The sequence below is a fragment of the Photobacterium ganghwense genome, from assembly GCF_003025595.1.
GTDB lineage: Bacteria > Pseudomonadota > Gammaproteobacteria > Enterobacterales > Vibrionaceae > Photobacterium > Photobacterium ganghwense.
In genome coordinates, this window is sequence record NZ_PYMI01000004.1 from 629,407 (window position 1) to 648,522 (window position 19,116).

Sequence of the window (19,116 nt, forward strand, 5' to 3'; positions counted from 1 at the left end):
AAACACCCGGCAGATCATCAGGACCTTCTCTCGCTCCCTGCATTCAGGCTTTCCTTTATCCCTACCTGTTCCAACCCCAGACGGGTCAGGTTTTCAGTATAAGGATTTATCTTCCAATGGCCGGGGCTCCAGCCTTTCACAAAGCGCTGAAAGTCAGCCCAGGCGACGCTGTACAGCGGCCGCCAGGCCGCCTCTATCGCCTCGCTGTCTAACGCTGGTTGATGGCGTTCGACAGCTGCTTTCAGACAGGAGAAATAATGTTCCAGATATTCCGCTATCTGGATGTCGTTTTCCTCAAAGGTCAGAACGCTACTCAGAAACAAGCACACATCCTTCATCCCGCAACCTTTACCGACATATTGGAAATCAACCGCGGCAACTTTGCTGTGATCGGGTGTAAAGCAGAAATTTGCCAGTTTGGCATCGCCATGTACCAATGTCTGATACGGGCAATCTGCCAGAGCACGGTCAATACACTCAGCCGCCGCTTTTAATGTTGGATCGTCCAACGCCTCCCATTCATCCGGACGCGTCGAGAGATGCCAGTAGGTCCCAGTCTGCCACAACCCGGCTGGCTCCTGCCCCATAAACCGAGCATGAAACTCGGCCAGCCAACGCAGGCAAGCAAAAATCGCCGGTCTATCTGCCTGTTTCAGCACTCTGGAATAACCAAGGGTATGTAAGTCTTCCAAGACCAGCAAAATTTCATCCCCCTGTTGTGAAACGTACAGGCACTGCGGAACCGGACTTTCGGGAGAGCACTGACTGGCATAGTGGCGATACCAGTTCACCTCAGCCTGATAAGAATCCAGCTTTCTCTGATGCGATACCGGTGTGTTCCAGCCTCGGGGATGAGATTCCGGCTGAGGCAATCGAATATGCTTCACAATCACGGATGGCCATGCCCCGCCTTGTAGGGTGGCTCGAAACAATTCCCCGTACCCTCCCCACAAAGACTGAATGATAGCTGTTTGTCTGATTGCCTCAGCGCCCAGCGCTGTCACCACATCAACGTTGACCGACTTTGGAATTTGCATGCTGTATCACTCTGTTTTTCCCGCTCGCCAGCTTACCATAAGCGACTATCAACTTGCCGTTCGACGTAGCGGCATGGGTTCGTGACATTGAATTTAATCGCATTCGCTTCACTGTTTTTGGTATCAAGACCTTGAGAATAAACAGACTCAACGATGTTAAATTCAAACCGTACCCAGCCAGCACCAGTCAGCGCGTATTCGGCACCGTCTTATCAAGAAATCGGCTAACTCAGGTAAACGCATTACGTTCCGCCACCCAATAAGTGACAACGTCACTAAACCACTTATATATCTGGTATCAACATCGCTGTAGCTGTAGCAAAAGCCGCTGGGTAAATATTGGCGCGCAAAAAACCACATCCCCGACTTTATTTATATGGAGGGTGAATTAATCTGATTTGCGCTTATTCGGGAATATCCAACCGCGCAATCAGCCTTTACGGTTGAGTATTCAATCTATTCTGAAGAACAATCAATCTATTCTAAAGAACCATCAATTTATAATATTGAGCAATTTTTTGTATTACGAAAATATAAAGCGTTGGATCTTGGTGAAAAAGCATTCGCGCCATTTATCTTTTTATCTGGTTATCTTTTTATTTCCAGAACACGGGCAGAACATTAGCAGACTGGAGTGCTCATGGATAATACCGGTGCTTTGAAATTCTGGCGCCAGAATAGTCAGCCAGGTTATCGGCGACAGTTGCACTCTAACAGAAGCAATAGACATTGTTCGGTGAATACATGTTATGGCTTTTGACGCTCAAGGCATCGACTCAACAATTTGCAATTTCGGCCACAGTGTTAGCCACCGTTTGTCCCTGACCCGTTGTGCAAAGAGTGCGTGAGAACGTTTGGGATTAGCCGTCAGTTGCAAATTGAACAAAGAATCCCACCCAAATGCGGTAATCAACTCATAGTCATGCTGATTGATTTTTCTGATACCCACCGCTGTTTCTTTTTCCGGCCAATACGATAAAGCGTCAAGCGTACTGGTATAAGGTATATCACCGTTGCGACTGTGCATTTTCGCCTGATTACGTACTTGCCAGTTGACTGCAGGCATCATTTTCCGCAACCTGCTTTCAAAGTCTAAATAGGCAACGTCACACTCTTCGGTTGGGTCGAAATAAACAACATCCAGATCGTTCAGAGCGGTTGGATACTCTTTCTGATGAAGATGATCCCACACCAAATTTCGAACAAAACCGGCAGCCAGATAACATTGCGGCAGACCCAGTTGCCAAACACAATCGAGCGCTTTGACCCGGAGTGAATCGCGTTTGATCATAAACAGTAACTGCTCCTGATAGCCATGCTCAGAATTACCCATCAATACTTTTCCCCTTCCCACTTCTTTGCATTAAAAGAATCATCGGCAGTTCTACTGATAAGCCAGTCAGACTCATAAGCAACACATCTTATTTGAGGATACGAGACACTTCATGGCATGGCAAAACACAGTGCCGCACTTATGCGTGGCCGAGATAAGGCGTCAGGAATTCTGAGACAGCTTCACCGCATAACCCGATATCCACTCTGATACCGGCAGTTCTGAGAATGTCGATGCCCTTCCCACTGTTTCTTGGATCGGGGTCGAGGATGGCTACCACAACATGCTTTATCCCGCTCTTTGCCAGCATATGAGCACATGACGGTGTTCTGCCGACAAAGGCACAAGGCTCTAGCGTGACGTAAGCCGTTACGCCTTCCAGCGAGCCAGTGTAAGCCGCACATGCCTCAACTTCAGCATGGTTACCGCCAATTGCCTGAGTATAGCCTTCAGCAACGATAACTCCCTGCTTCACCAGCACACAGCCAACCGGAGGATTGGGGCGACACAGCGGAAGTGCATTGCGTGACACTTCCAATGCGCGCAGCATAAATACGTCGTTCATATTCGTGGTGTTCTCTCTGTTAATGACAAAAAAATAGCCTCCTGTAAGCGAGACAGAAAGCTATTTTCCGGGTCGGAAGCATCAGGCCAGCACAGGTCACGATAGCGCAGGCGTTACCAGAGAAACCCCGGGCGCTTAATACCTTAGCGATAAACACCTGAGCGATAAACACCTTAGCAATAAATGCCTTAGCTATTCACACCTGGTCGTTTGTGCCTGAAGTTTATGCTCGGCTAGATTTTAAACGCGCCGACATGATGGTCAAGCACCTGAGACAGCTCTGCGAGCTGCTTGCTGGACACTTCCAGCTCCTGGCTGGCGCTGAGCCCGTCTTTGACCAAATGACTGACCGTATCCATGTTCATATTAATCTCATTGGCCACCGTGGATTGTTGTTCCGTTGCCGTCGCGACCTGAGTATTAATATCCAGAATAGTCATGACCTGGCGGGAAATTTCTTCCAGCGCCTTACGTGCCAGCTCTGTTTCGCTCGCCCCTTCCTTAATCAGCGATTTACTGCTTTCCATCGACGTCACCGCATTTTGTGCTTCCGCCTGCAACTGATTAATCATCGCATTGATCTCATCCGTAGACTGTGCCGTTTTCGTGGCGAGATTGCGAACCTCATCAGCAACAACTGCAAAACCACGGCCAGCATCACCGGCCCTTGCCGCTTCAATGGCAGCATTCAGAGCCAGCAGATTGGTCTGTTCTGAAATACCTCGGATAACCTCAAGGATAGAGCCAATCGATTGTGTTTTATCCGCCAGAGTCAAAATTACACTCGAGGTATTATTCATTTCGGATTCAAGGTTGCTGATCGCCGTAGTCGATTTTTGCAACGTTTGATAACCAGACTGAGTTTCGTTATTCGCATTGCTGGCAGCATCTGCGGCACCTGCTGCATTGGAAGCGATTTCGTTTACGGTCGCGATCATTTCATTCATCGAGGTCACCACCAGCATGGTTTGCTCGTTTTGTTCCTGACCTCGTTGCAGCGCATTTTGCGACTGCTGACGCAGCGCTAAGGCCGATCCGTTGAGCTCAACCCCGGTATTCACCACCTGCGAGATAATTTCATGGACTTTATTCACAAAGGTATTGAATGCAGAAGAAATTTGCGCCACTTCATCATTCCCTTTCACCGGCAGGCGCACCGTCAAATCACCATCACCTTTAGAAATGTCCTGCAGGGCATTTTTCAGCACTGAAAGTGGCTTAAGCAGTCGACCCAGTAATCCGGAAAGCACAACAACACACAGTAAGAAAATGGCAACAATAGAAATCAGCTGATACGTGATGATCCCGTTAGTCGCCTCGCTGACTTCCGTGATGGGAATACCGATATCTAACGTCCCGTACAGCTGCCCATTGACATAAATCGGCGACATGATGTCGAACACCCAGACTTTCTGAACATCGGCATACCATTTTGAATACTGCTGAACACCTTTGGTCGCGCCGTCTATGGTATAGCTGTCGTCATACACCTTATTGAGCTTTTGTTTGTCACTGTGCGCCACGGCTTTCACATGACTATCAATAACGATGGCATAGCTGATGTCAGAGCGCTGCTTCAGAGAATCAACCAATGCCTGCAAATCGGCTTGCGGGCGATCAGAATGCTCTAGAATGTATGCCGCATTTTCAGCCAGAAATTCAGCCTGAACCTGAGATTTATTTAATATGATTTCGTCGATTTTCTGGCTGGAAATAAAGTAAGTCGAAGCCATACTCGCTATCACGGCAATGCCGAACATAGCGCAGACTACCAGCAGGATTATTCTTTTCATTCTGAGTGCCCCAATGCAACTGAGTGGATTGATCATTTTTTGAGGAGCCCTCCTAACCGAGTGCTATCTCATTGATCTTATAAGTGACTAAGTGGTCACTATATCTGAACAATCTGCCGTAACTTTAATGCCAGTTTATAAATTTGTGTCATTGTCCCCTTTTCCATGCAGTGCCTCAGATGAAAAGTGTGATCTTCCATACATCTGTTTGCGCACGAAATTTTTGATGGCTTAACGCCACTCCCTCATACATCCATAGCTTTTGCCTATCGGAACAATAATTTCAATCGATTTCTCAAATAGACACATCCACCGTAATCTAACCTCATATCCGATACGGAATAAGCATTTACTGTCACATTCGATTGCAACAAGCCGGAGGACATATGGAAAAGAATCTGATTGGCCTGAACAAAACTGAAACGAAGGCACTAACTGACGAACTGAACAAGCTGCTGGCGGACTATCAGGTGCTCTACATGAACGTTCGCGGATACCACTGGAACATCAAGGGGCGCGATTTCTTCGAGCTGCACGCAAAATTTGAAGAGATGTATACCGATCTGGTGGTGAAGGTGGATGAGCTGGCTGAGCGTATTCTGACCCTGGGCTCGCAACCGGTTCACGGTTACTCAAAATACCTGGCATTGTCTGACATCAGTGAAACACTGGATGTCACTGAAGGGACTGCGGCGATTAAACATGTGCTGGCGGCTTACCAGACCCTGCTGGTGAAACAACGGCAGATTCTGACAACGGCCAGTGAACTGGGTGATGAGGGTACCGTCGGACTGCTGAGCGATTACATCAGTCAGCAAGAGAAAGAAACCTGGATGCTGAACGCTTACCTGCAGTAAGCCTGACAGCTTGATAGCTTGATGCGTCAACGTAACCACTTGACGAACTGCGGCTATAGCTGAACCTTTGGTACTGATGAGCTATTGCGACTACTGAGCTCTGGCTACTACTGAACCATTTGAACCAATGCAACAACTGTGTCACTGCAACATCTGAACCACTGCTTATTTTCACACAGCTTTCCTGGCAGCGATTCAGCGGCACTAAGTGCCACCATACTCATGCGCACCGGCACACCTGAGCCTTACGACATGCCAACCTGCTCAGGTGTCCTTTTGGGCTGACCCAGACCGTAATCAGGGGTCAGCCTTTTTTTTCTTTTTCTTTTTCTTTTTCTTTTTCTTTTTCTTTCAATGCATTTATCTCTATCCATTGCAACTGCGGGTGCAACTGTTTTTGCTGGCTGAGTTTGCTGTTAGCAATCCGGGCTCTTAATGAGGCCAGATGCAATATCTCAACAGAGCCATATCGCACAACCAAAGCCAATCGCCTCTCCTATTAGTCGGTTTAGCAAAGAAAACGGGCGCCCGTATTCGCACGAGAAGAGGCCATTAGTGCACCATCAGCTTACAGAGTGAAGCTGTTGCCAGGTCAGGGATTTTTCTGTACTGCGCCAGAAACAACTCCGCGCAGGCCAACGCATCAATGGCTGCTGAGTGCCCATGGTACGCGGGCAGTTTGTAGGTTTCGCGCAAATCGGATAGCTGGAAACTCGCATGGCCACCGGTCTTGCCTCGGTAGGTCCAGAGTTTCTCAATCAGCAGCGTATCGAGAATAACGCACGGTAAGGTGGTTGACTGATAACGGGTACGAAAGTAGTGCTCAAGAAAGCCCTTTTCAATGCAGGCACCATGAACGACAACAACTTTGCCCGCAATGGCACGAAATAAATCGCTCATCCCCTGATCCAGGCTCACCCCATTTTCCAGCAGTTTCGGGGTAATGTGGTTAACCTCGGCACTGACTGCTTTTACAAACTGTCCGTGCCGCACAAACAGCTCGGCAGATTGTTCAACCGCAATTTCGTTCAGCGTCAGCGGCACAAAGCCAATGCTCAGGATCTGGTCATTCCCCGGTTCGACCCCGGTTGTTTCAAAATCCAGCGCCACAAAAGACACATCTTCCAGCCGACTGCGGATATCCGGTAACGGCGTTGACAGATAACGGTTCACCCCTTCCGGCCAGTGCGCATCAATATGAATCGATTGCCGATGTTGTTCCGGATTGGGTTTCTTGGCCAACGATGATTTTAGTTTGCGTAACATACAGCTTATCCTTTCAGGTAACGCAACTTGGCGACATCCTGCATCTCATTGATAATTTTGAACGCATCTTTCAAATGCTTGCGCTCAAAACTACTGAAGTTGTCCGGAGCAATATGATTATTCGGCTCTTTGCCGGCCTTGATAGCCTGCAACTGGTGTTTGAATCTGACCTGAGTGATAAACCGGTATGCTCCTATAATATTATCGCAGCTGTCCTGCGACATCGCGCCCTGCTCGGCAGCATATCGGAACCGCTCTTCAGTCCCGGTCATTGACCCACCGGCTGACAAGCTGAATATCCGAGCCAGATCAATAATAAGGTTAAGCGCATACTTCTTGATATTGAGGGTGTTACTGTTTTCTCCCCCTTTTTCCAGCACCAGATTATTGAAGATCCCCAGCGGCGGCTGCGTTTCAATGGCGTCTTTTACCAGTGCCGGAATGAAGTTATGACTGCTCTGGATCCGTTGATGCAGATAGTGCTGCATCTGCTCGACCAATTCGCCATTACCGTAAATCGCCCGAACCTCCAGAAACACACTGATACTGAGCAATTTGTTGTATTCAGGGCTGTGCACCCACTTCTGATAATACTCTTTCCAGCGTGACAATGGTTGGCACCACTTCGGTGAGGCGGCCATATACTTACCGTCACACAACGGGTAGCCACACGCGGCCAACCCGTTACAGACCCGCATCGCGAGATGCGTGAAATAGAGTTTATCTTCTTCTTTGACGGCATCGGACAGAACGATAGCACTGTCCTGATCTGACAGCATGTGGACTTCATTGCGGGCATGAGAACCCGCGACGACCCAGGCATAATCACAGGGTGGCGGGCCAAGCAGTTCTTCCGTCAGCTGGATGATCCGACGCGTGAAAGCGTCCATGATCATCGACATCACCCGACCTTGAATCTCGGCGCTGACGCCACTTTCGACCAGTGCTTCAAAAATCGATTGGCGTTCATCACGGAGTGAAGCCAACGCATTGACTGAGCTGGCATACTTGATTTTTTCAATCAGAAACAGAGCCTGTGTGCGGTGGTTATGTACCAGGTGCGAAGTGGTCAGCAGACCGGTGACCTCGTTGCCTTTCACCACCGGCAGACAACGGATGTTGTATTGCAGCATCAGGGATACCGCCTGAATGACTTTATCATCACTCTGAATCAGTACCGGCGACTGAGTCATCACGGTACTGATAGGCTGACGGGTATCAATGCCGGTCGCCACGACACTGCTTGTCATATCACGGTCGGTGACCAGCCCGACAATCTCATCGCCTTTTTTCACTACCGCGCAAGAGCTGCGCTCGCCGCAGCACATCCGACGCGCCACTTCCTGTATCGGAGTGTCTTCTGTCACGATAGTAATGTTTTCACTGGCGATTTCCCCGACCCGACGAAAGAACAGACCTTTCTCTTCCTTGCGGCACACGTCATTCACTGCAGAATGCAGACGCACTTGTGCCTGACTGGCAAAGTAATTTTCAAACTCAGGGTATTCGGAGCAAATCCGCTGTAATTCCTGATGCGGGATCAGGTACAACAGCGAATCTTCGATCGCTTGTGCCCGGTAGCCATCTTCAGCATTCGTCATCGGCTTGAGGAAAGTGAAACCAAACTGATCCTCGGCACCAAGACGTGCGCGAAGTTCGCCGTTTGAACGGCGCTGCTCAATCGCGCCGGTTCGAATGATGTAAAGAAACCGCTGCGCACACTGCGCGCTGAATTCAATTTCTTCGCCATGAGCCAGATATCGGACTTTCACGACCTTTGACAGTGCTCGTACCAAGGCTTCAGGCAGTTTATCGAACGGATCAATGGTGACCAGAAAGTCAAAAATATTGCAGGTCAGTGATGTTCCCATACTCTTATCTCACAAAATTGAAACAGCGTTTCGATGATTTGATTAACGGCAAAAAAAGCAGCCTTGCGGCTGCTCCTCTTAACTTATGCCGGGTAATCGTGGTAACCCAGTTGCTCTGAAATGTTTTTTCCGGCCTGTTGCAACATGCCAACATAGCTCGACAAACTATCCACATCAAAACGAATCGTCGGGAACGACATCGACAAACCAGCAATCACATTACCGAACCGGTCATAAATCGGTGCCGCAATACAACGCAGACCCGGCTCCTGCTCTTCATTGTCTTCCGCGTAATGGCGCTCTTTCACCATCACCAGTTCTTCAAGCAACTGGTCCACATTTTCCAATGTTTTTTCCGTGTGCTTAATAAACTCAACACCGGCCAGCGTGTCTCGCACAAACAGCTCATCACGTTCTGCCAGCAGCACCTTACCAATAGCAGTACTGTAAAGCGGGTTACGGCGACCAATACGAGATTGCATGCGCAGGTTGTAGCCTGAGTCGATTTTGTGGATGTAAATAATGGCATTTTCATCCAGCGCACCCAGGTGCAATGCTTCATTCGTTTGCTGGGAAATAATGCGCATCTCTTTATCTGCCAGTGCGATAAGGTCGACGTATTCCAGCGACTTTGAGCCAAGTTCAAAGAGTTTTAGAGTTAGCGAGTACTTATCTGCCTCACCTTCCTGAGCAACATATCCCATTGACTTCATGGTCTGCAGGAAACGGTAGGTCGTGGCTTTTGACATCATCAGGCGCTGAGACAGTTCAGACACCCCAATCTCTTTTTGTTCACCCAAAGCCTGAAGGATATTAAAAACCTTGAGGACGGAAGAAACCGCTTCAGGCTGCGTTGACTTTTCCATTATTGATCCTTTCTGTGTCCGATTGCTGGTGATTATACCTCAAGATGCATCATGAACCAGATTTTTTAAAATCGCTTTTCAATATTTTGAAACCGCTCACTCCTTCACAACCCGAAAAAGCAGATCTCCATCAATATTTTTAAAACGCTTTTTCAATTTTATTTGTTCAAGGTTTCTTTTTGTTGCTATGGTTACCTCAACAACAGTGATGGCTCCCAGCGAGAAAGTCACTACCGACGAAAATAGTGAGGAAAACCGTATGACTCTTGATTCATTTAATCTGCAGGGAAAAGTAGCAATCGTAACGGGTTGTGATACAGGTCTGGGCCAGGGTATGGCACTGGGACTGGCGCGTGCAGGCTGTGACATCGTGGGCGTAAACATCACCGAACCCACTGAAACAATGGCAAAAATTGCAGAGACTGGACGTAAGTTCGTTGATATCCGCGCTAACCTGATGAAACTCGATGACATTCCGTCAATTGTCGATCACGCGGTCACTGAGCTGGGTCGTATCGATATTCTGGTTAACAACGCCGGTATTATCCGCCGTAATGATGCCATCGAATTTTCTGAGCAAGACTGGGATGATGTCATGAACATCAACATCAAATCTGTGTTCTTTATGTCTCAGGCGGTGGCCAAGCAGTTCATCGCACAGGGTGAAGGCGGCAAAATCATCAACGTGGCTTCTATGCTTTCCTTCCAGGGTGGTATCCGTGTTCCTTCCTACACTGCATCAAAAAGTGGTGTGATGGGGATTACTCGTCTGATGGCCAACGAATGGGCGAAGCACAACATCAACGTGAATGCTATTGCACCGGGCTACATGGCAACAAACAACACCGCTGCGCTACGTGCTGATGCAGATCGTAACCAAGCGATTCTGGAGCGTATTCCTGCTGAGCGCTGGGGTACACCGGAAGACCTGCAGGGCCCATGTGTGTTCCTGGCGTCTAAGGCGTCTGATTACATTAACGGCTACACCATCGCGGTTGATGGCGGCTGGCTGGCACGATAAAACCGTAGCAAGTCTGGTAACAGGGATATAACGGTGGATATTTCATTCGCACAGGCACTGGGTTTTGTCAGCTTTGCTCTGGGTATTTCGACCTTCTACCAAAAGGATGATCGAAAACTGAAAATCGTCATGCTGATTTTCAACTTGAACCATCTGGTGCACTTCCTGTTACTGGGCTCGTTGGTGTCGGCGCTCAGTGCCCTGTTATCGGCACTGCGTACCGCGACAGCCATTTATGTTTCATCCATCAAAGTGGCTGCTCTGTTTATCAGCATCAGCCTGATCAGTGGCGTCTGGCTGGCTGACAACCTCTGGGAGCTCTGGCCAATATTGGGCACTGTCATCGGCACTTATTCTGTGTTTATGCTGAAAGGCATCGCGATGCGGTTGGGCTTTCTGGCTGGGGCAACTTGCTGGCTGATCAACAACCTGTCCATCGGTTCTATTGGTGGATCGCTGCTGGAGATGACTGTTATCAGCGTCAATATCATCACGATTTACCGGCTTAACCGAGATCGACAGCAACAACCGGCGCTGAACAACTAAATTGTAGGTAAGACATGTTTGTATTTAATGATCAGATTGAACTGGAAGACCTCGGCAACGGTATTACCCGTAAGGTTCTGGCTCACAGTGACAACATGATGGCCGTTGAAGTGCGCTTCGACAAAGGCGCTGTCGGCACTATGCACAGCCACCCGCACGAGCAACTGACCTATGTCCTTTCTGGTGTGTTCGAGTTCACCATCGGCGACGAAACGAAGATCGTCAAAGCCGGTGACACCATGTACAAAGAGCCGAATATTGAGCATGGCTGTGTGTGCCTGGAAGCGGGTGTGCTGATTGATAACTTCACACCAATGCGCAAAGACTTCTTATAAGACGTAATTGTGTAAAAAGACTTTTGTAAGAAAGCCGGTTGCAAGAATAGACAGTGAAAAACAACAGTGTCAGAAAGCACTGTTTACAACGCTCTCAATGAACGGCTTTCGGAAATAGCTATCAATAACCGAATATTGAATCGCAGTACGACTGCAGGAGAAACCATGAAAATTGCACTAATGATGGAAAACAGCCAGGCCGCGAAAAACGCCACTGTGCTGAATGAACTTCAAACCGTGGTAAAAGCGAATGAGTACCCGGTCTATAACGTTGGTATGAGTGACGAGAATGATCATCACCTGACTTACATCCACCTGGGTATCATGGCCAGCATCCTGCTGAATTCAAAAGCGGTTGATTTTGTGGTTACCGGCTGTGGTACCGGTCAGGGCGCAATGATGTCTCTGAACATCCACCCAGGCGTAGTGTGTGGTTACTGCCTGGATCCATCAGATGCATTCCTGTTTAACCAAATCAACAACGGTAATGCACTGTCTCTGGCCTTTGCCAAAGGCTATGGCTGGGGCGCGGAACTGAACGTTCGTTATATCTTTGAAAAAGCGTTCCTGACTGGTGAACGTGGTCAAGGCTACCCAATCGAGCGTGCTGAACCTCAGCAACGTAATGCAGGTATTCTGAACGAAGTGAAAGCCGCTGTGGTGAAAGAAAACTACTTGGATTCACTGCGTGCTATCGATCAGGAACTGGTGAAAACCGCCGTTTCCGGTGAGCGCTTCCAGCAATGCTTCTTTGAAAACTGCCAGGATGCAGAGATCGAAGCCTACGTTCGCGCTCTGCTGAACTAATTTATCGCATTCTATCCAGCGATACTGAACAACGGGAATAACGAACAAACCGGCCTTTACAGGCCGGTTTTTTTATTCTGCTCAGCCAATCGAATTAGGATTTTCGCGTTTTCTGCGATCGCCAAATCGACCACTGTCTGATCCTAATTGTCTGCCGGGCAGCGATATACCGTTTAGTTGTTGGTCGGGCAACGGCGATGTCATGCTGCAAACAGATTTCGGTAAACAAAACGCTGCGAACCGATCACGCTCACAATTTTTTGAACCATTGTTTTATTTTTATTTTCACGAGTTTTCAAAACGGTCATAATAGCCTCAAGAAATGTTCAGGAGACATCCTATGAATCCAATTAGTCGAGTGGCCATCATCGGTGAGTGCATGGTCGAGCTGAAAAAAGTCGGTGATACCATCACTCAGGGCTTTGGCGGCGATACCCTCAATACTGCGGTTTACCTCTCGCGCCTGACTCACCAACAGGGCATTACGACGTCTTACCTAACGGGGTTGGGGCAGGATCCTTTCAGTGCTGACATGCTGTCGGCGTGGCAAACCGAAGGGCTGGATACCTCAATGGTGTATCCATCCTCCGACAAGCTGCCGGGGATTTATGCCATTCAGACCCGTGATGACGGTGAGCGCAGTTTCTACTACTGGCGCAATGACTCTGCGGCTAAATACTGGCTGCGAGAGCAAGATCCCCAACATCTGCTGAGAGATTTATGTCAGCATCAAATGGTGTACCTGAGCGGAATCAGCCTGGCAATTTTGCCTGACGATGGCCTTAGCACCTTGTTTGAACTGTTGACGGCTTATCGCCAGCAAGGTGGCATGATTGCGTTTGATAACAACTACCGTCCGGCTTTGTGGTCCTCAGCAGAGCACGCCCGGGCATGTTACGCCGAGATGCTCGCCCTGACAGATATCGCTTTCCTGACCTTCGACGACGAAGTCATGCTTTACGGCGATGAGCAGGAAGATCAAGCCATTGCGCGTACTCAGGCCTTTGGCGTAAAAGAAATTGTGGTGAAACGCGGCGGTGAAGATTGTTTGGTGATTAGCGGTCAGCTCTCTATCGCGGTCACGCCACCCCCTGTCGCCAATATCATCGATACCACAGCGGCGGGAGATTCATTCAGTGCCGGCTATCTGGCTAAGCGCCTGACTGGCGGCAGCGAGCAAGATGCCGCTCTGGCGGGACATATTGTTGCCGGTCGAGTCATCCAGCATCGCGGGGCGATTATTCCCAAAGACGCCATGCCCGAGATTTGAAGGTAGCAAGCCTTAAAAGGCACACTCTGACTCGAGAAAATTCTGGCAGCGACAGATTTGAGCCTATATCCCCAATACATAAAACGTAAAAACGCATGGTGAGATTAACAGGCTGACTTTTATCTTATTCCTGTTAATGAAATGCATTTTTACGAAGAACACGATTTCAGACGAGCACTATTTAAAACAAGTGCTTTTCAAAACAAGCACTATATGGAGAGGATTATGTCTAACCAAGACGCTTCAGGATTAAACAGCCAACTACGTGACATCAAAGTTGTCCCTGTTATTGCCATCAAAGATGCCGGTAAAGCGGTGAAGCTGGCTCAGGTATTGATTGAAAATGGTCTGCCTTGTGCTGAGGTGACCTTCCGTACTGAACAAGCTGCAGCAGCCATCAGAAACATGCGCGATGCCTACCCGGACATGCTGATTGGTGCCGGTACTGTACTGACGACTGAACAGGTCGATCAGGCTATTGAAGCGGGCGTAGACTTTATCGTCAGCCCGGGCTTTAACCCGACAACAGTGAAATACTGTCAGCAGCGTAACATCACCATCGTACCCGGCGTAAACAACCCTAGCCTGGTTGAACAAGCAATGGAAATGGGCCTGCGCACTCTGAAATTCTTCCCGGCGGAACCATCTGGCGGCACGGCGATGCTGAAAGCCCTGACGGCTGTCTACCCGGTCAATTTCATGCCGACAGGCGGTGTCAGCCCGAAAAACGTCAAAGACTACCTGGCGATTCCATCGGTTCTGGCCTGTGGTGGCACCTGGATGGTTCCCAACGACCTGATCGACAATGAGCAGTGGGATGAACTGGCAACTTTGGTAAAAGAAGTCGCCCAGATTATTGACTGATCTCGGCTATACCGTTCACCAATGAGTGGCAAGTCGGCGACGAGAAGTCGACTTGCATACCCCCTTAAATTAACTCCTGATTTTTGGTTCCTGATTATTAGTACCTGTTTTGCGCCTGTGTTCATCTCCAGGCGCTTTTTTTAAGTACGAAGATTAGCCAGATGTGAATTGCCCGCTTCAGGATATCGTCGCTATATGGCCGGACGGCTATCCACCGCGTTTTGCCTCCCTCCCCCTTTCCCATCGTCAGATTCCGCGATACAGGCGACCAGCCTTATCCCACTTTGCCACATTCTCATCCTTCTACGGAGTTGCTGCACTTAGAAACGTCGCCGATGTATCTTCTATTCGCCGCCTCTCCAGCGTGTTTTCGGTAGCCGGTGGCGCGTTCTTCTTCAATAAACGCCCTACGTCGAAAACAATCAACACCACTCTCTGCCTTATTCTCAGCGCTGTGGTTATCACACTTTTCAGGTGAGGTATTCACGAAAGTACTCACCGACAGTGAGGTATCACAATGGAGTAAAAAGCACTAATGAACACTGCTTTTTTATTGGAGTATGAATATTTCTCATGTTCAATATGAAGTAAAACCATTTTTATAAATTTAACCATCCAAGTATAAAAAACACATCGCTCATAACTCTAGATAATATTGACGTTAAATATCGAATCAGTCTTTTGAATCAAATTCTAAAAGACCAAAAACGTCGAAAAACTGAAAAAGTACAGAGAGAGCAAGAAAGTAAATCAGGTTTAAGCTCAGCCATTGGATGGATGATTACGATGAATAAAGACTTTACATTTACAATTAATAGTGTTGTTTTCGATGAGAATTATCATCCTTCAGATAGCACGCGTATCACCACCAATTTTGCGAACTTGGCGAGAGGTGAAAGTCGCCAATCGAATTTGCGTAACGCTTTAAAGATGATTGATAATCGCTTTAATGCTTTGGCGAACTGGGATAATGCCAGCGGCGATCGTTATTCCGTTGAACTTGAAATTATTTCAGTTGATTTGGATATTGAAGGCAGTGGTCAAACTTTTCCATCGATTGAAATATTGAAGACAAATATTTTTGATCGAAAAACTAACGAACGCATTGAAGGCATCGTAGGCAATAACTTTTCTTCTTACGTGCGAGACTACGACTTCAGCGTTTTGCTGCTAGAGCATAATAAAAACCAACCTAAATTCAGCATTCCAGCAGGCTTTGGCGAACTGCATGGCAAATTATTTAAATGCTTCGTTGATTCAGACACTTATAAAGAGGCGTTTAGTAAGCTACCGGTTATCTGTCTGAGTGTGTCGGATAGTAAGATCTATCATCGCACAGAAAATCATCATCCTATTTTGGGTTTTGAGTACCAGCCTAATGAGTCGTCGTTGACTGAACAATATTTCAAAAAGATGGGCTTACAAGTTCGCTATTTTATGCCAGAAAACAGTGCCGCTCCTTTTGCCTTTTTCTTCTTTGGTGACTTATTGAATGATTACACCAATCTGGAGCTGATTAGCACGATCAGTACGATGGAGACATTCCAAAAAATTTACCGACCTGAGATTTACAATGCCAATTCTTCGGCTGGGAAATGCTACCAACCGAATTTAAAGAACCTTGATCATTCAATTACTCAAATTGTTTATGATCGCGCAGAGCGTAGCCAGTTAGCGGTTGAGCAAGGGAAATTTGCTGAGCAGCACTTTATCAAACCATACCAAACGATTCTTGAGCAGTGGTCTGCCAACTACCCTTTGTAATTAACTCAAATAGACAAAAGAATTTATTATGAAAAAACTATTACCGACTTCAACCTCTGGCAGCTTACCTAAACCGACTTGGCTTGCTCAACCAGAAACACTTTGGTCACCTTGGAAATTACAAGGTCAGGAATTAATTGACGGCAAACATGATGCGTTGCGCGTGTCATTACAAGAACAGCAACTGGCTGATATTGATATCGTGAGCGATGGCGAACAAACACGCCAACACTTTGTGACAACGTTTATTGAACACCTTAGCGGCGTTGATTTTGAAAATCGTAAGACGGTGACAATTCGTAATCGCTACGAAGCGAGTGTCCCGACGGTGGTTGGCCCGGTTTCGCGTCAGAAATCAGTATTTGTGGAAGATGCCAAGTTCTTGCGCCAGCAAACCGATAAGCCGATTAAATGGGCCTTGCCTGGGCCTATGACCATGATCGACACCTTGTACGATGATCACTACAAGAGCCGTGAAAAACTCGCTTGGGAATTTGCCAAAATTCTTAATGAAGAAGCGAAAGAGCTAGAAGCGGCGGGTGTGGATATCATCCAGTTCGACGAGCCAGCCTTTAACGTGTTTTTTGATGAGGTCAACGAGTGGGGTATCGCGGCGCTGGAACGCGCGATTGAAGGCCTGAAGTGTGAAACGGCTGTCCATATTTGTTACGGCTATGGCATCAAAGCCAATACCGATTGGAAAAAGACGTTAGGCTCTGAGTGGCGTCAATACGAAGAAGTGTTCCCTAAACTGCAAAAATCGAACATCGACATCATTTCACTGGAGTGCCACAACTCTCGCGTCCCAATCGAACTGCTTGAACTGGTTCGCGGCAAAAAAGTGATGGTAGGGGCGATTGATGTGGCAACAAACACCATCGAAACCCCGGAAGAAGTCGCCGACACGCTGCGCAAAGCCCTGCAATTTGTCGATGCTGATAAGCTTTACCCTTGCACCAACTGCGGTATGGCACCTTTGTCTCGCGAAGTCGCAAGAGGTAAGCTCAATGCGTTAAGTGCAGGAGCAGACATTATCCGCAAGGAACTCTCGGCGAAGTACTAACTCATATATTGAAATGTGGCTGGGTTACTATTTTGATGTGATTGGAATTGATTCCTACGGTCAAATCGGTAACCCATCTATCGATGACAATTATTCATACTGTTTGTTGATAGAACGTCTACTCAATGACAGCATCACAGTACTTACGCGTTTTGCTGTAAATATGAATGACAACGCCCCCTATGATGCCAAAGCATTTTACCCAACATGCTCAACGATCAATTGCGCCACCTCATTTTCCGATAAGTCGGTATTATCGATAGACAGCGTATTTTTATGCTCAATCCCCTTGAACGCCATTTTGGTAAGCACTTTTTCGAGTGAATGCTGACAAGACAATTTATGTGAATCCGCTCTTTCTTCCGACATTACACGCTTGTATAAAGCCTTGTGAACAGGATTTAAGTGAATCGGATAAACGTCAATCCCCTGCTTGATGAAAAAGGCCAGGTACTTTTGTATTTCTTGTGCATCACTTTCTGAACATGTCATCGACGTCATTACCAAATGCGTGACGCCCAACGCTTGCGCTTTTGCCAGAACAATTCTTCTTATCTGATTTGTAAACTCACAAAAATCCTTTTCGCCAAATGCATCGTAAATGGAAAGGCTCAGATCAACCGTTAAATGATTGTGGAAGAGTTTATAACCAAAATCCTCACTGAGTTTTTTCGCGACCGTTAACTTCCCTGCTGCGGGAGGACCATGTAACCACACCACTTTCATACTGCTATCCTTTGCTTTGCTTTGCTTAACAGAACTGTAAAATCACACAGCCATAAACGCAGACCAGCCAACGATAAAAGGCGCCAATGACTAAGTCTGTTGCGACCTGACGATGGTACCTAAGAAACTACTGGTAGGAACCCCTTCGTTAAGAGGAGTATCCATGATTACCCATGGTGTGAAAAAGCTTATTAACCGCTTCTGTTTTAACATCGTTTACGAGAGCACCTCAAAAAGTAACTGGCAAACGGTTTGGTAACGTTGGGGTAAATCTCGGTTACGTTTTTGCACAAGATATAGCGTTTCTTTCACTGTTTCAGTGGGTGTGGCGATATGCAGATGTGCTTTACCGGAGAAATTTTCCACCGCGGTTTCCGGCAATACCGTAAAGCCCAACCCTTTAGCGACGGGGAGCAATATCTGGCTGAGCTGATTAACGTAGCCAGCCTTGGGTAACTCATCCACATTGATTTTTCCAAGCTCTTTATGTCCGCATAAATCAAAGTACAAGGATAAATAATGTTTGGCGTCCGGATGACCGATTAACCCGCAATTAAACAGTAAATCAGGAGTGATATCTTCACCTTGATAACGTTCCGGCAGTACCAGACAGAGGGCTTCATGACCAATAACCTGGCTATGGTACAGATCATGATTTGGTATGTGAGTCACAATGCCTAAATCGATAGCGCCGGTCTGCACATCGTTCAATATTTTATGATTGGGTGCCACTTCAAGGTAAATACTTAATTCGGGATGCTGTTGCTGCAACGACAACAGCTGCGGATACAGCATTAGCGCTAACGCTCCCGAGCATGACAGCTTACATTGGCCCGAGTAAGGATTATCAAAGCTCAGGTTTTCCATCAGGTTTGCTTCTTCCTTGGCCACTTTCAGCGCGTACTCATAAACCAGCCTTCCCTGCTCGGTCAGCTCAAAGCTTTTATTTTCCCTTTTGATCAGTGAATGGCCGCAGGCGGCTTCGAGTTTCTTGATCTGCTGACTGACCCCAGGCTGTGTCATGTGCAGCTTTTCCGCCGTTTGGGTGAAGTGACCGACATCAATCAAGGTTTTGAATGTGTGTAACCAGAGTGGATTGAGCATGGCTGACACTCACTTTAATAACAAAAAA

The 19,116-nt window shown here is 47.5% G+C and carries 19 protein-coding genes; 9 read left to right on the forward strand and 10 right to left on the reverse strand.

Annotated elements, in window-relative coordinates:
• Positions 1–17 precede the first annotated feature (17 nt).
• The 4 genes from C9I92_RS17155 to C9I92_RS17170 form a co-directional block, all read right to left on the reverse strand.
• Positions 18–1,037: a phosphotransferase gene (locus C9I92_RS17155; protein ID WP_047886184.1), complete on the reverse strand. Its 1,020-nt coding sequence runs from the start codon at positions 1,035–1,037 to the stop codon at positions 18–20.
• A 763-nt stretch (positions 1,038–1,800) separates the two neighbouring features.
• Positions 1,801–2,370, reverse strand: coding sequence for a nucleotidyltransferase family protein (locus C9I92_RS17160; RefSeq protein WP_047886185.1), 570 nt, complete (start codon positions 2,368–2,370; stop codon positions 1,801–1,803).
• 139 nt (positions 2,371–2,509) lie between these two features.
• The gene (locus tag C9I92_RS17165; RefSeq protein ID WP_047886186.1) at positions 2,510–2,935 is read right to left on the reverse strand and encodes a bifunctional diaminohydroxyphosphoribosylaminopyrimidine deaminase/5-amino-6-(5-phosphoribosylamino)uracil reductase RibD; all 426 of its coding nucleotides are present in this window, start codon (positions 2,933–2,935) and stop codon (positions 2,510–2,512) included.
• Between the two features lie 233 nt (positions 2,936–3,168).
• Positions 3,169–4,728, reverse strand: a complete 1,560-nt coding sequence (locus tag C9I92_RS17170) for a methyl-accepting chemotaxis protein (protein WP_047886187.1) — start codon at positions 4,726–4,728, stop codon at positions 3,169–3,171.
• A gap of 386 nt (positions 4,729–5,114) precedes the next feature.
• Between C9I92_RS17170 and C9I92_RS17175 the strand changes: the two genes are divergently transcribed.
• Positions 5,115–5,585, forward strand: a complete 471-nt coding sequence (locus C9I92_RS17175; protein ID WP_047886188.1) for a Dps family protein — start codon at positions 5,115–5,117, stop codon at positions 5,583–5,585.
• Positions 5,586–5,889: 304 nt separating this feature from the next.
• Here C9I92_RS17175 and C9I92_RS17180 read toward each other — a convergent pair whose 3' ends face one another.
• From C9I92_RS17180 to kdgR, 4 genes are all read right to left on the reverse strand, one after another.
• Positions 5,890–6,072 (reverse strand): hypothetical protein, encoded by a 183-nt coding sequence (locus tag C9I92_RS17180; protein WP_047886189.1) that lies wholly within the window; start codon positions 6,070–6,072, stop codon positions 5,890–5,892.
• 65 nt (positions 6,073–6,137) lie between these two features.
• On the reverse strand, positions 6,138–6,851 hold the full coding sequence (locus C9I92_RS17185; RefSeq protein ID WP_047886190.1) for an exonuclease domain-containing protein: 714 nt from the start codon (positions 6,849–6,851) through the stop codon (positions 6,138–6,140).
• 5 nt (positions 6,852–6,856) lie between these two features.
• Positions 6,857–8,722: a DUF294 nucleotidyltransferase-like domain-containing protein gene (locus C9I92_RS17190; protein ID WP_047886191.1), complete on the reverse strand. Its 1,866-nt coding sequence runs from the start codon at positions 8,720–8,722 to the stop codon at positions 6,857–6,859.
• Positions 8,723–8,805: 83 nt separating this feature from the next.
• Positions 8,806–9,588, reverse strand: a complete 783-nt coding sequence (kdgR, locus tag C9I92_RS17195) for a DNA-binding transcriptional regulator KdgR (RefSeq protein ID WP_047886192.1) — start codon at positions 9,586–9,588, stop codon at positions 8,806–8,808.
• Positions 9,589–9,847: 259 nt separating this feature from the next.
• On the opposite strand from kdgR, the gene kduD reads away from it, so the two are divergent.
• The 8 genes from kduD to C9I92_RS17235 all read left to right on the forward strand — a co-directional run bounded on the left by kduD (position 9,848) and on the right by C9I92_RS17235 (position 17,258).
• Positions 9,848–10,609, forward strand: a complete 762-nt coding sequence (kduD, locus tag C9I92_RS17200; RefSeq protein WP_047886193.1) for a 2-dehydro-3-deoxy-D-gluconate 5-dehydrogenase KduD — start codon at positions 9,848–9,850, stop codon at positions 10,607–10,609.
• A gap of 27 nt (positions 10,610–10,636) precedes the next feature.
• The gene (locus C9I92_RS17205) at positions 10,637–11,155 is read left to right on the forward strand and encodes a YgjV family protein (protein ID WP_047886194.1); all 519 of its coding nucleotides are present in this window, start codon (positions 10,637–10,639) and stop codon (positions 11,153–11,155) included.
• 14 nt (positions 11,156–11,169) lie between these two features.
• A complete protein-coding gene (locus tag C9I92_RS17210; RefSeq protein ID WP_047886195.1) occupies positions 11,170–11,490 on the forward strand; it encodes a cupin domain-containing protein in 321 nt (106 codons plus the stop codon).
• Between the two features lie 165 nt (positions 11,491–11,655).
• Positions 11,656–12,297 carry an RpiB/LacA/LacB family sugar-phosphate isomerase gene (locus C9I92_RS17215; RefSeq protein ID WP_047886196.1) on the forward strand — a complete coding sequence of 214 codons (642 nt, stop codon included), beginning with the start codon at positions 11,656–11,658 and terminating at the stop codon, positions 12,295–12,297.
• A gap of 340 nt (positions 12,298–12,637) precedes the next feature.
• Positions 12,638–13,567 carry a 2-dehydro-3-deoxygluconokinase gene (gene kdgK, locus C9I92_RS17220; RefSeq protein WP_047886197.1) on the forward strand — a complete coding sequence of 310 codons (930 nt, stop codon included), beginning with the start codon at positions 12,638–12,640 and terminating at the stop codon, positions 13,565–13,567.
• Positions 13,568–13,792: 225 nt separating this feature from the next.
• On the forward strand, positions 13,793–14,431 hold the full coding sequence (locus C9I92_RS17225; RefSeq protein ID WP_047886198.1) for a bifunctional 4-hydroxy-2-oxoglutarate aldolase/2-dehydro-3-deoxy-phosphogluconate aldolase: 639 nt from the start codon (positions 13,793–13,795) through the stop codon (positions 14,429–14,431).
• Between the two features lie 786 nt (positions 14,432–15,217).
• Complete coding sequence (locus tag C9I92_RS17230) at positions 15,218–16,195, forward strand: DUF1852 domain-containing protein (protein WP_047886199.1); 978 nt, start codon at positions 15,218–15,220, stop codon at positions 16,193–16,195.
• Positions 16,196–16,223: 28 nt separating this feature from the next.
• Positions 16,224–17,258, forward strand: coding sequence for a methionine synthase (locus C9I92_RS17235; protein WP_047886200.1), 1,035 nt, complete (start codon positions 16,224–16,226; stop codon positions 17,256–17,258).
• A 198-nt stretch (positions 17,259–17,456) separates the two neighbouring features.
• On the opposite strand, the gene C9I92_RS17240 is transcribed toward C9I92_RS17235, so the two are convergent.
• Positions 17,457–17,984 carry a nucleoside/nucleotide kinase family protein gene (locus C9I92_RS17240; RefSeq protein ID WP_047886201.1) on the reverse strand — a complete coding sequence of 176 codons (528 nt, stop codon included), beginning with the start codon at positions 17,982–17,984 and terminating at the stop codon, positions 17,457–17,459.
• Between the two features lie 216 nt (positions 17,985–18,200).
• Positions 18,201–19,088: a LysR family transcriptional regulator gene (locus C9I92_RS17245; protein WP_047886202.1), complete on the reverse strand. Its 888-nt coding sequence runs from the start codon at positions 19,086–19,088 to the stop codon at positions 18,201–18,203.
• Positions 19,089–19,116 lie beyond the last annotated feature (28 nt).